The organism is Streptomyces sp. NPDC019890 (genome assembly GCF_044903445.1).
Lineage (GTDB): Bacteria > Actinomycetota > Actinomycetes > Streptomycetales > Streptomycetaceae > Streptomyces.
Genome location: NZ_JBJDQK010000002.1, coordinates 412,513 through 425,841, shown reverse-complemented (window position 1 = coordinate 425,841; position 13,329 = coordinate 412,513). Strand labels below are relative to the sequence as shown.

The 13,329-nt window shown below is 68.5% G+C and carries 10 protein-coding genes; all 10 read left to right on the top strand.

Annotated elements, in window-relative coordinates; translation table 11 throughout:
* Positions 1-262: 262 nt before the first annotated feature.
* The 10 genes from rplU (at position 263) to ACI2LP_RS06305 (ending at position 13,280) form a co-directional block, all read left to right on the top strand.
* Complete coding sequence (gene rplU, locus ACI2LP_RS06350) at positions 263-583, top strand: 50S ribosomal protein L21 (protein WP_015033583.1); 321 nt, start codon at positions 263-265, stop codon at positions 581-583.
* Positions 584-597: 14 nt separating this feature from the next.
* Positions 598-852, top strand: coding sequence for a 50S ribosomal protein L27 (rpmA, locus tag ACI2LP_RS06345; protein ID WP_307663554.1), 255 nt, complete (start codon positions 598-600; stop codon positions 850-852).
* Positions 853-972: 120 nt separating this feature from the next.
* Positions 973-2,409 carry a GTPase ObgE gene (gene obgE / locus ACI2LP_RS06340; protein ID WP_404723391.1) on the top strand — a complete coding sequence of 479 codons (1,437 nt, stop codon included), beginning with the start codon at positions 973-975 and terminating at the stop codon, positions 2,407-2,409.
* Positions 2,410-2,649: 240 nt separating this feature from the next.
* Positions 2,650-4,671, top strand: a complete 2,022-nt coding sequence (locus ACI2LP_RS06335; RefSeq protein WP_404723390.1) for a glycosyltransferase family 4 protein — start codon at positions 2,650-2,652, stop codon at positions 4,669-4,671.
* 251 nt (positions 4,672-4,922) lie between these two features.
* Positions 4,923-6,422, top strand: a complete 1,500-nt coding sequence (locus ACI2LP_RS06330; RefSeq protein WP_404723389.1) for a D-ribitol-5-phosphate cytidylyltransferase — start codon at positions 4,923-4,925, stop codon at positions 6,420-6,422.
* Between the two features lie 162 nt (positions 6,423-6,584).
* Positions 6,585-8,708 (top strand): hypothetical protein, encoded by a 2,124-nt coding sequence (locus tag ACI2LP_RS06325; RefSeq protein ID WP_404723388.1) that lies wholly within the window; start codon positions 6,585-6,587, stop codon positions 8,706-8,708.
* A gap of 138 nt (positions 8,709-8,846) precedes the next feature.
* Positions 8,847-10,040, top strand: a complete 1,194-nt coding sequence (locus ACI2LP_RS06320; protein WP_404723387.1) for a glycosyltransferase family 2 protein — start codon at positions 8,847-8,849, stop codon at positions 10,038-10,040.
* A gap of 98 nt (positions 10,041-10,138) precedes the next feature.
* Entirely contained in the window at positions 10,139-11,266 is a 1,128-nt protein-coding gene (proB, locus tag ACI2LP_RS06315) for a glutamate 5-kinase (protein ID WP_404723386.1), read from the top strand.
* Between the two features lie 132 nt (positions 11,267-11,398).
* Positions 11,399-11,926 carry a hypothetical protein gene (locus tag ACI2LP_RS06310; RefSeq protein WP_404723385.1) on the top strand — a complete coding sequence of 176 codons (528 nt, stop codon included), beginning with the start codon at positions 11,399-11,401 and terminating at the stop codon, positions 11,924-11,926.
* A 64-nt stretch (positions 11,927-11,990) separates the two neighbouring features.
* On the top strand, positions 11,991-13,280 hold the full coding sequence (locus ACI2LP_RS06305; protein WP_404723384.1) for a glutamate-5-semialdehyde dehydrogenase: 1,290 nt from the start codon (positions 11,991-11,993) through the stop codon (positions 13,278-13,280).
* The last annotated feature ends 49 nt before the right edge of the window (positions 13,281-13,329 follow it).

Below are 13,329 nucleotides of genomic sequence, written 5' to 3'. Positions count from 1 at the left end.
CGCAGAGACACGAGCGCACATTCAACAGGCCACGGCGGACATCCACCAGGGATTCATGGCGCGTACCCGGTTTGACCCCCTGGGGCGGGCCCCGTAACCTTGACCCTCGGTGTGTTTCCATGCACGCCCACCCCTGAGCAACTCCCTCCCGACGGCTCCGCCGGTTCGGGAGAGGCCGCTCGTCCTTCCGGATCGCCGCAGGCTTCGGCCTGTGCGAGCGGCTGGCATCAGAGGTTCCGTTCCGAGCGAGAGAGAGATCCGCGTGTACGCCATCGTGCGCAGCGGTGGTCGCCAGCACAAGGTTGCTGTCGGCGACATCGTTGAGGTTGACAAGATTTCCACTGCCAAGGTTGGCGACACGGTCGAGCTCTCGACCCTGCTCGTTGTCGACGGTGACGCCGTGACCAGCGACCCGTGGGTGCTGGCCGGTATCAAGGTCACGGCCGAGGTCGTGGACCACCACAAGGGCGCGAAGATCGACATCCTTCGCTACAAGAACAAGACCGGCTACCGCCGTCGCCAGGGTCACCGTCAGCAGTACACGGCGATCAAGGTCACCGGCATCCCCGCGGCTGCGAAGTAAGGGACTGAGGAGAGATGGCACACAAGAAGGGCGCATCGTCCACTCGGAACGGGCGCGACTCCAACGCTCAGCGGCTCGGCGTGAAGCGCTTCGGCGGTCAGGTCGTGCTCGCCGGTGAGATCCTGGTCCGCCAGCGTGGCACCCACTTCCACCCGGGTGCGGGCGTCGGTCGCGGTGGCGACGACACCCTGTTCGCGCTGCAGCCCGGTGCCGTGCAGTTCGGCACGCACCGTGGCCGCAAGGTCGTGAACATCGTTCCGGTCGCCTGATCGGAAGCTTTGCGAGGGCGGACTTCACTTCCCGTTCGGGAAGTGGGTCCGCCTTTCGCGTGTTGTGCAAGAGACACAGCACGTCTCAGACATTTCCGTACTTACTGGAGGCACGTACCCATGACCACCTTCGTGGACCGCGTCGAGCTGAATGTCGCCGCGGGTAACGGAGGCCACGGCTGCGCCTCCGTACACCGGGAGAAGTTCAAGCCGCTCGGCGGCCCCGACGGCGGCAACGGCGGCCGTGGCGGTGATGTGATCCTGGTCGTCGACCAGTCGATCACCACGCTCCTCGACTATCACCACAGCCCGCACCGCAAGGCCACCAACGGCCAGCCCGGCGCCGGCGACAACCGCTCCGGCAAGGACGGCCAGGACCTGGTCCTGCCCGTGCCGGACGGCACCGTCGTACTCGACAAGCAGGGCAATGTGCTCGCCGACCTGGTCGGCCAGGGCACCACCTTCATCGCGGGCCAGGGCGGCCGCGGCGGCCTCGGCAACGCCGCGCTGGCCTCCGCCCGCCGCAAGGCGCCCGGCTTCGCGCTGCTCGGTGAGCCGGGCGAGACGCGTGACGTGGTCATGGAGCTCAAGACCGTCGCCGACGTGGCGCTGGTCGGCTACCCGAGCGCCGGCAAGTCCTCGCTGATCTCGGTGCTCAGCGCGGCCAAGCCGAAGATCGCGGACTATCCCTTCACGACGCTGGTGCCGAACCTCGGCGTGGTCACCGCCGGATCGACCGTCTACACCATCGCCGACGTCCCCGGCCTGATCCCGGGCGCCAGCCAGGGCAAGGGCCTGGGCCTGGAGTTCCTGCGCCATGTCGAGCGCTGCTCGGTGCTGGTGCATGTGCTGGACACCGCGACGCTGGAGTCCGACCGCGACCCGGTCTCCGACCTCGACATCATCGAGGAGGAGCTCAAGCAGTACGGCGGGCTCGACGACCGCCCGCGGATCGTCGTCCTCAACAAGATCGACATCCCGGACGGCCAGGACCTCGCGGACATGATCCGCCCGGACCTGGAGGAGCGCGGCTACCAGGTCTTCGAGGCCTCGGCGGTGGCTCGTACGGGCCTGAAGGAGCTCTCCTTCGCCCTTGCCGACATCGTCGCCAAGGCGCGCGCGGCCAAGCCGGTGGAGGAGGCGACCCGTATCGTCATCCGCCCGAAGGCGGTCGACGACGCGGGCTTCACGGTCGTCAAGGAGGAGGACGGCCTCTTCCGGGTGCGCGGTGAGAAGCCGGAGCGCTGGGTGCGCCAGACCGACTTCAACAACGACGAGGCCGTCGGTTATCTGGCCGACCGCCTCAACCGCCTCGGTGTCGAGGAGGAGCTGATGAAGGCCGGTGCCCGTGCGGGCGACGGCGTGGCCATCGGCCCCGAGGACAACGCGGTCGTCTTCGACTGGGAGCCCACCATGATGGCGGGTGCGGAAATGCTGGGCCGACGCGGCGAGGACCACCGCCTTGAGGCCCCGCGTCCGGCGGCGCAGCGGCGCCGGGACCGCGAGGCGGAGCGGGACGACGCGCAGCGCGAGTTCGACGAGTTCGACCCCTTCTAGGGCCGAGCGCGGTCGGCCGACGCCCGCCGCGCCGGTTTGTCAGCTTGTGCCCTGTCCCGCGCGGCCCGCGGGACAGGGCACAGTAGGTGTGTACGGCGAGTTCGTCCCGTTCTGCTCCACCGCATCCTGCTAAATCGTCGGATCAGGGCAACCTCCCGGCCACCAGGCCCGTCTAGCTGGCGTGACGGGGCCTCATTTGTACGTCACCCGAGTCTCAGCTGAACGGAGCACCAAGGGCCGATGAAGATCTCCTTCCTGATCCATACCGTTTACGGTATTGGCGGGACGATCCGCACCACCCTCAACCTCGCCGAAGAGCTGGTGAACCGGCACGAGGTGGAGATCGTTTCGGTCTTCCGGCACCGTGACGTCCCGCTCTTCAACATCGACCCCCGGATCTCCGTCGTCCCGCTCGTCGACACCCGTCCGAACTCTCCGACGAACGAGAAGGAGCACCCCTTCCAGCTCCAGCCCGCCGCGTTCTTCCCGCAGAGCGAGGCGCGTTACAAGGAGTACAGCCGCCTCACCGACGACCGCGTGCGCGCGCACTACGCCGCCTCCGACGCGGACATCGTCGTCGGCACCCGGCCCGGACTCGTCGCGTACATCGCGCAGTTCGCCCCCGACGGGGCGGTCCGCATCGGCCAGGAACACATGACGCACAACCACCACAAGGCGGCGCTGCGGGCCGAGATGTACGAGCATCTCGCCTCGATGGACGCCTTTGTGACGGTCTCCGAGGGTGACGCCGTGGTCTGGCGGGAGAAGATGCCGCTGCCCAGTACCCGCGTGCTGTCCATCCCCAACAGCGTCCCCGAGCCGCAGATCGCTCCCTCCGACGGGACGGGCAAGGTCGTCGTCGCGGCGGGCCGCCTCGCGTCCGAGAAGCAGTACAACGTCCTCATCAACGCCTTCGCCAAGGTCGCCGAGGTGCGGCCGGACTGGGTGCTGCGCATCTACGGCGGCGGCGACCAGCGCCCCAGACTCCGCGACCAGATCCTGAAGATGGGCCTCTACAACAAGGTCCACCTGATGGGGCCCCATTCACCCATCGAACCCGAGTGGGCGAAGGGCGCCATCGCCGTCTCCACCTCGCGCCACGAGTCGTTCGGCATGACGCTCGTGGAGGCCATGCGCTGCGGTCTGCCGATGATCTCCACCGACTGCGACTACGGACCGCGCGAGATCATCAAGGACGGCGTGGACGGCCTTCTCGTGCCGGTCGGCGATGTGTTGGCCATCGTCGACGCGCTGCTCAAGCTGATCGACGACGAGGATCTGCGACGCCGGCTGGGCACGGCCGCGCGGGAGAGCGCCCGCCGCTTCGACCCCGCGCAGGTCGTCAAGGAGTACGAGAACCTCTTCGAGGAGCTGGCCGCCGCCACATCGCAGCGCGGCCCGGTACCGGACTTCGCGCCCGTGGCGGACTGCGTCGTGCGCCGCGACGGCGAGCTGGCCATCACCCTGGTCGGCCCGCGTTCGGCGGCCGATGACGCCGGGCTGCAGCTGCTGTGCGTACGGACCGCGGGCAGCACCGAGGTCCGCACCTTCCCCTTCGGCCCGGACGGGGTCGCGACGATACCGGCCGACGAGCAGCTCGGTGAAGGTGTCTGGGAGCTCTTCGCCGAGTCGGCGGCGACCGGTGCGCGCGCCCGCCTCGGCAGCCGCAATGTCGACCAGCGTGGCGCCATGCACGCCGCCGAGCGGCTGGTGCCCGGCGGCCCCGTCCGCAACCTTGTGCCGTATGTCGACAAGGCCAGGGGCACGCTCGTGCTGCGGTCGTGGGTCCGTCCCATGCATGCCGAGGTCTCTCACGTCCGGCTCGTCGGCAAGAAGATCGCCCTGTCCGGCAGCCTGCTCGGCCCGGCGACGGTGGTCGGCGACCCGGTGCTCGTACTGCGTCGTCGCGGCAAAGCGCACGAACTGACCTTCACCGGGCAGTGGGACGGGGAAAAGGGCTTCCACTTCACCGTTCCCTGCGCGGCGCCTGCCGCTCAACAAGTCACCGCGCACGATATCTGGGAGGTATTTGTCTGCTATGCACCGAATGCCCAACCGGTCAAGGTGGGCAGGGTGCTTGACGACGTGGTGATGAAGAAGGACATCTACAACTATCCGCTGACCATCCTCCCGAAGAAGAGGAAGGGGAGTCTTGTGCGCGCGCTCGCGAAGAATGTCCTCAGGAGACCGAAGCAGCGGGTGCGGGTCCGCTTCCTCTACACGGCATCCAATGATCTGGCTCTCAACGTGGTTGATCTGTAGAGATTTCCCGTACATGGATTCCGAGAGTCGGACTTGTTAAGGCTTTTTGGGTGCAGGAGTGATGCGCAACCCGTTCCCGTGTGGTGTCCGTCACCCGGCCAATCGCCGAGCATGGCCTAATCCGCCCTGTTCACAAGGCAAACAACAGGTTGCGTAGCGGTGTGGAGTGAAAGGCGACCGCCTTGCGAGACGGTGACGCAGAGTGCAACTATCGGAATGTTCCCCAGCCCCCGCAAGGTAGGTCGTCGTCTGTGTCAGTGCAGCCCATAGCCAAGCCCCGCACCACAGCAGTCGTGCTCGCCGGTGGTACCGGCCAGCGCGTGGGCCTGTCGATCCCCAAGCAGCTGCTGAAGATCGCCGGCAAGGCTGTCATCGAGCACACGCTGACGATCTTCGAGCAGGCCGAGTCCATCGATGACGTGATCGTGCTGATGGCGCCGGGTTTTGTGCCTGACGTGGAGAAGATCATCGCAAAGGCCGGACTGACCAAGGTCACCCGGGTCATCGAAGGCGGCTCGACCCGCAACGAGACCACCGAGCGCGCGATCGCCGCGCTGAGCGAGGGACTTGCCGACGGCGAGGACCGCAACGTCCTGTTCCATGACGCTGTCCGTCCGCTTTTGTCACAGCGTGTGATCCAGGACTGTGTCGACGCCCTCGACCGCTACCAGGCCGTCGATGTCGCAATCCCGTCGGCGGACACGATCATCGTGACCCGCACCCACGGCGAGGATGGCGAATTCATCACCGACGTCCCCGACCGCTCGCGGCTGCGCCGCGGTCAGACGCCGCAGGCATTCAAGCTCTCCACCATCCGCAGGGCGTACGAGGTAGCGGCGGGCGACCCCAACTTCCAGGCCACCGACGACTGTTCGGTGGTCCTGAAGTATCTGCCGGACGTGCCGATCTATGTCGTCGCGGGCGACGAGTACAACATGAAGGTGACCCAGCCGGTCGACGTGTTCATCGCCGACAAGCTGTTCCAGCTGGCCACGACCACCTCGCCCCGGCAGGCGGACGAGGCGGCGTACCGCGAACTGCTCGCGGGCCGCACCCTGGTCGTCTTCGGCGGCTCGTACGGCATCGGCGCGGACATCGCCGAACTGGCCAAGCGGTACGGCGCCCATGTGTACGCGCTCGGCCGCTCCACCACCGGCACGCATGTCGAGAACCCGGAGCATGTCGACGACGCCCTCTCCAAGGCGTACTCCGAGACGGGCCGGATCGACTACGTCATCAACACCGCGGGTGTGCTGCGCATCGGCAAGCTCGCGGAGACGGACAACACCACCATTCAGGAGGCGTTGAACGTCAATTACCTGGCGCCGGTCCAGATTGCCCGTGCCTCGTACAAGTATCTGGCGGAGACCAAGGGGCAGCTGCTCCTGTACACCTCCTCCAGTTACACCCGCGGGCGCGCCGAGTACAGTCTCTATTCGTCGACCAAGGCGGCCATGGTCAACCTGACCCAGGCCCTCTCCGACGAATGGGCCGGCGAAGGAATTCGCGTGAACTGCGTGAATCCGGAGCGCACGGCGACCCCGATGCGCACCAAGGCCTTCGGCCAGGAGCCGAGCGGTTCGCTGCTCTCCTCCGAGGCGGTGGCCAGGAGTTCTCTCGACGTCCTGCTCTCCGAGCTGACCGGCCACGTCATCGACGTACGGCAGCAGGACCCGACCCGCGAGGCCAGCGAGGCGTCCGGGTTCGAGCAGGCATTGGCATCCGTCCTGGATCGTCAGGAAGATGTGTAATAATTACGAATAATTGAATTTAGGGCCTCTGTGGTCGCCGAAATTGCGATCGCAGAGGCCCGAATTCGTGAAGCCTGGTCTTCGCGATTGCTTATTTAATGTGGTAAAACCGGCACCCCCTGGAGCAGGTTCTTGATTTCGACCGCCATTCGTCTGGCCCGCGTGGGCAGCGGATCTGAATTGGTCGCCGCAGTCCTTCTGGGACTGGGCTTTCCGTGCGCGCTCATCGCCGCGCTGATTCCCAGTTTCTGGGGCTTCGTCGCGGCCGCTGTCGTGACGTATGTCGCGGACTGGTACCTGCATCAGCGGGGCAGTTATCTCGTCAACAGACTGAACAAGATCAAGTTTGGTCTGCCGATGCACTTCCTGGTGCGTCAGCTGCTGCTGGTGCTGCTGCTGTCCCGGCTGAACCTCGCCGAGCAGACGCTCTTCTACGTCGCGGTCGGCGGCTTCCTGCTCATCTTCGGCCTCCAGGCCCCGCACGGCGCCCTGGCCACCCTGATCCGGCTGCGCCGCACGATGCCGGTGGTGACGCGCAATGTCGACCTGTACGGCCTGAAGATCCCGGACGCTCCGCCGAAGCTGCTGCTGCACCGTTCCTCGGAGAAGATGCTCCACCTGGACATCCCCGCCGTGGCGGGCGTGCTGGCCGCCACCCGGATGGACACCGCCGTCGTCGCGTACGTCGGCCTCGGCGTCAGCGTCGGCCTGGCCGTCCTCTACACCGCGGCCCTCTTCCGGTACATCCGGGCGAGCCGGCGCGTGCCCACCGCTGCCAAGGTGCTCAAGGGGATCGACGCGTGGCTGAACGAGTACCGGCCGACCGTGGTCCTGTACTTCTCCGGCTCCAAGGAGTCGGCGTACCAGGTCAAGATGTGGGTCGAGACGATGGAGCAGCTGGAGGCCCGGCCGCTGATCATTCTGCGCGAGCGCTACATCGTGCCGCAGCTCGGTGAGACCTCGGTGCCGGTCATCTGTGTGCCGGGCGGCATCCATCTGATGAACATGGACCTGTCCACTGTCCGCGTCGCGCTGTACCCGGCCAACGTCGGCAAGAACATCCACATCCTGCGCGTACCGACCATGAAGCACGTCTTCATCGGGCACGGCGACAGCGACAAGGTGGCCAGCGTCAACCCGTTCAGCAAGGTGTACGACGAGGTGTGGACGGCCGGCCGCGCGGGCCGCGACCGCTACGCCCTCGCGGACATCGGCGTACGCGACGAGGACATCGTCGAGGTGGGCCGCCCCCAGCTGGCCTCCATCAAGACCGGGACCGGCACCCCGAAGAACCCGATCCCGACGGTCCTGTACGCCCCCACCTGGGAGGGCTGGGACGACAACCCGGGCAACACCTCGCTGCTGCTGGCCGGCGAGAACATCGTCAAGGGCCTGCTCGACGCCGAGCGTCCGGTCCGCCTGATCTACAAGCCGCACCCCTTCACCGGCACGCGCAGCGCCAAGGCCAAGGCGGTCCACACGCGCATCATGGCGATGGTCGACAAGGCCGCCGCCGCCCGCGCCGCCGAACCCCGCTGGGCCAAGGAAGCCGCCGCCGCACAGGCCGACCAGGCCGCTGCGCAGGCGACGCTGGCCCGTGTCGAGGCGCGGCTGGCCGAGCTGTCCAAGCCCGGCCGGCCGGGCGGCGACGAGTCGGAGGTCTCGCGGGTCTCGCTCGCCGACCCGCAGCGGCTCGCGGAGATCAAGAGCCTGCGGGCCGAGTGGAACGACGCGTACTGGCGCTCGTTCGGCTGGTGGGAGCACAAGACGGTGACCGGCTCGCAGCCGCATCTGTACGACTGCTTCAACGAGGCGGACGGCATGGTGTCCGACATCTCCAGCGTGGTCTCGGACTTCATCGCGAGCGGCAAGCCGTATGCCGTGACCGACTCGGCCGAGGTGGGTGCCGATGAGTTCAAGCGGCAGAACACCGCCGTACGGGCCGCCGTCATCCTCTCCAACAGCGCAGAGGAACTGGGCGAGTTCCTGGACGCCGTCGCCGATCCGGCGGCGGACGCCCTCGCGGAGGCGCGGCGTGAGCTGAAGCGGTATCTGCTCGGGCCCGACGAGCCGACCTCCATCGAGCAGTTCAACGCCGCGGTGGCGGCGCTGGCCGCCCGGTCCGAGGCGCGCAACGCGGGCTCCGGACAGCAGCTGGTCGAGCTGTCGATGGACGACGCGGCGGAGGTTGCCGCGGAGGACGCCGCGGCCGGTGAGGGCGAGAGCGCTACCGGGACCGAGACCGAGTCCACCGCAGCAGGCTTGGACCCGTCGGTCGCCCGCTGACGTACCGGGGCACTTGCAACGGACGACGGCCCGCACTCCTCTCGTACGGAGCTCATACAGAGCTCGTACGGACAAGGAGTCGCGGGCCGTTTCGCGTCCTGTAACAGGACGGCGCAGTGGCAGCGGCAGGATGGGGCCATGAACGGCAACGAACCCGATGTCAGTGTGATCATCGGGGCCTATGACGCCATGCCCTACCTGGTGCGCTGCCTGGAGTCGGTCGAGGCACAGACCATCGGCGCCGACCGGATCGAGATCGTCGCCGTCGACGACGGTTCGACGGACGGCACGGGGGAGTGCCTGGAGGAGTTCGCGGCCCGCAGCAAGGCCGAGATGCGAGTGGTGCGGCAGGCCAACTCCGGTGGCCCCGGCGGCCCGCGCAACCTCGGGCTCTCGCTCGCCCGCGGCCGCTATGTCTTCTTCCTCGACGCCGACGACCACCTCGGTGACGAGGCGCTGGAGCGGATGGTCGCGGTGGCCGACCGGGCCGGCACCGACGTGGTGCTCGGGCGCATGGAGGGCGTCAACAGGGGCGCCCCCCGGTCGATGTACCGCAAGAGCGCCGAGCGGACGGACGTCTTCTCCTCCCACATCAAGTTCACGCTGAGCGCGCAGAAGCTGTTCCGCCGCGAGCTGCTCCTGCGCCACGATCTGCGCTTCGACGAGGGCATGCGGCTCGGCGAGGACGCGCTGTTCACCATGGAGGCGTATCTGCGGGCCGACGGCGTCTCCGTCGTCGCCGACTACACCTGCTACTACCTGGTCGGCCGGGACGACGGCAAGCACGTCACCAAGGGCGTCGACCACGCGGCCATCATCGAGGCGGCGCACGCCCTGATGAAGCTGATCGCGGCGCATGTGCCGCCCGGTGACCGACGTGACCTGCTGATGGTCAGGCCCTTTGTGACCTCGCTGCTGCCCCAGCTGGGGCCGATCGTGCTGAAGCAGCCGGACGAGCGGGGGCGGGACAAGCTCGGCCTCGTGGCACCGCTGATGGATGCGTACTGGACCGACGGCGTGGCGCGCCGCCTCAAGGTCGGCGAACGGCTGCGGCTCACCTGTGCCCCCACGGGCCGCTTCGACGTCCTCAAGGACGTGCTCGCCTTCGAGCGTGCCGGGAGCGTACCCGGGGTGGTGCAGCGGGACGGGCACCGGTATCTCGCGTATCCGCACTTCGGGGCGGGAGTTGAGGGATTCCCCGACGCGGTCTACAAGGTGCGGGTCGCCGAGCAGGTCGGTGGGGAGCGTGTCACGCCGCTCCGGGCGGATTCGGCGCCGGGCCCGCGAGGAGCCTCCTTCGTACGGCGCCTGGTGCACCGCCTGTCGAGATGAGCGGTGACAGGGACCGCTGCGCGCCCGGGCGGCCACCGCCTGTCCAGCGAGTGGAATACGCGCGCACCCGCCGCGCGCGCTGGCATAGATTCGGCTCTGTGACAGTGGCAAGACAGCAGGTAACGCAAGCGCGCAGGATCGTCGTCAAGGTCGGCTCGTCCTCGCTGACCACCGCGTCCGGCGGACTCGACGCCGATCGCGTCGACGCCCTCGTCGACGTGCTCGCCAAGGTCCGCAGCGGCGGCGAGAAGGAGATAGTGCTGGTCTCCTCCGGCGCCATCGCCGCGGGTCTCGCACCGCTGGGCCTGGCCCGCCGCCCCAAGGACCTGGCCCGCCAGCAGGCCGCCGCAAGCGTCGGTCAGGGACTGCTCGTCGCCCGCTACACGGCCTCGTTCGCGCGCTACGGTGTACGCGTCGGCCAGGTCCTCCTCACCAGCGACGACACCAGCCGCCGCGCCCACTACCGCAACGCCTACCGGACCCTGGACCAGCTGCTCGACATGGGCGCCGTCCCCGTCGTCAACGAGAACGACACGGTGGCCACCGACGAGATCCGCTTCGGCGACAACGATCGTCTCGCGGCCCTCGTCGCCCATCTCGTACGGGCCGATCTGCTGGTCCTGCTCTCGGACGTCGACGGCCTCTACGACGGAGACCCGGCCAAGTCCGGCAGCCGGCGGATCGACGAGGTGCGTGGCCCGGACGACATCGCCCATGTGCAGATCGGCAGCGCGGGCAAGGCCGGAGTCGGCACCGGCGGCATGGTCACCAAGGTCGAGGCGGCCAGGATCGCGGCGGCCGCAGGCGTCCCCGTCGTCCTCACCTCCGCCGTACGGGCCGCCGACGCCCTCACCGGCCGCGCCACCGGCACCTACTTCCACAGCACCGGACGCCGCTCCGCCGACCGGCTGCTGTGGCTCGCCCACGCCTCGACCCCGCAGGGCTCGCTGACTCTGGACGACGGTGCGGTACGGGCCGTGGTGCAGGGCCGGAAGTCGCTCCTGCCGGCCGGAATCGCCGCGGTCGAGGGCGAGTTCAGCGCCGGGGACCCGGTCGAGCTGCGCGACACCGAGGGCCGGGCGGTGGCCCGCGGGCTCGTCAACTTCGACGCCAAGGAGATCCCGCAGCTGCTCGGCCGCTCCACCCGCGAGCTCGCCCAGGAGCTGGGCCCGGAGTACGAGCGTGAAGTCGTACACAGGGACGATCTGGTCGTCCTACAGCCCTGAATCGGCTGAAAGACCGGTCTTCCGACAGGCACCTTCAGCAAAAGCGCCCCATGCTCCGTCCCGGACTGGTCAACTTTGTTGCGGAGGAATGGCGGGGTACAGCAGGACGACACATGCAACAGGAGGCCGCCGGTGAGACGAGCGCGCCCAGGGGATGTGCCCCGCGGGTCGGGGGGCATCCCTCACGCCCGTAGGGCCGTGGGCGAGGAACGCGCCCTGACCAGCGTCGGTGCGGGCGCGGACTTCGACGACGTCAACGACGCCGAAGCGGGCCGGGAGACCGGATCCGAGACGGGCGCACACAGCAGGGAACGTGTGCAGTCGAAGCTGTGGCACATCACGCTCAGCGTCTCCGGAGCCGAAGCGCCGCTGAAGGAGGTCCGGCGTGGTCTGGAACAGCTCGCGCACGACCACCCCTTCCTGCTGACCAGCCGGTATGCCAACGACCACGCGGAGATCCGCTACTGGGAGGAGGCGCGGGACCTGCACGACGCCGCGGCGGTCGCGCTGCGGCTGTGGGGCGAGCACCGCTCCAGCGCCAGGCTTCCGCCGTGGGAGATCGTCGGCCTCGAGGTCATCGACCGCCAGACCTACCACCAGCGCATCGCGGAGGGGTACGGCCCGCCACCGGCCGCCCCCGTGGGCGTCCATCCCTTCTGAGGCTTCTGTCTCGCAGTGCGGAATACGTGAGGGGCGCCCGCTGGAGTGGCACTACCCTGCGGGTATGACGACGTCGCCGCTTTCGCCGTACGACAACCTCTCCCCGGTCGCCCAGGCCGCCTACCGGGCCCGTGGCGCGGCCGCGGACCTCGCGCCACTGCCGCGGTCGGCGAAGGACGACGCGCTGCTGGCGATCGCGGACGCGCTCGAGGTCCGTACGAGCGAGATCGTCGAGGCCAACGCCGAGGACATCGCCCGCGCCCGGGAGGCGGGCACCAGCGAGTCGATCATCGACCGGCTCACCCTGACCCCGGAGCGGGTGCGGGCCATCGCCGCCGACGTGCGGCACGTGGCCGCGCTGCCCGACCCGGTCGGCGAGGTGGTGCGCGGCTCGACCCTGCCCAACGGCATCGACCTGCGCCAGGTGCGCGTCCCTCTCGGCGTCGTCGGGATCATCTACGAGGCCCGGCCGAACGTCACCGTGGACGCCGCGGCCCTCTGCCTGAAGTCCGGCAACGCGGTGCTGCTGCGCGGCTCCTCGTCCGCCTACTCCTCCAACAGCGCGCTGGTGAAGGTCCTGCGGGATGCCGTCGGCGGCTCGGGCCTGCCGGCCGACGCGGTGCAGCTCGTGCCCGGTGAAAGCCGCGATTCCGTACGGGAGTTGATGCGCGCCCGCGGCCTGGTCGACGTGCTCATCCCGCGCGGCGGCGCCTCCCTCATCCGTACGGTCGTCGAGGAGTCCACCGTCCCGGTCATCGAGACCGGCACCGGTAACTGCCATGTGTATGTCGACGCCGAGACCGACATCGACATGGCCGTCGACATCCTGATCAACTCAAAGGCGCAGCGCCCGAGCGTCTGCAACGCCGCCGAGACGCTCCTGGTCCACCGGGACGTCGCGGCCGCATTCCTGCCGCGCGCCCTGGACGCGCTGGCCGACGCCGGGGTCACCGTGCACGGCGACGAGCGGGTGCTGGAGTACTCCGACGCCACCAAGGCCACCCTCGTGGCGGCCACGGCGGAGGACTGGGAGACCGAGTACCTGTCGTACGACATCGCCGCCGCCGTCGTCGAGTCCCTGGACGCGGCCGTCGCCCACATCCGGCTCTGGTCCTCCGGGCACACGGAGGCGATCGTCACCACCTCGCAGGCGGCGGCCCGCCGGTTCACCCAGTTGGTGGACTCGACCACGGTCGCCGTGAACGCGTCCACGCGGTTCACGGACGGTGGCCAGTTCGGTTTCGGTGCCGAGATCGGAATTTCCACGCAGAAGCTGCACGCACGCGGCCCGATGGGACTGCCGGAACTGACCTCGACGAAGTACATCGTGACAGGAGACGGTCACACTCGGTAGCTGGCGGCAGGGTTACTCGGGCAGCCGGAGTTCGGACTCTGTCTGCCCA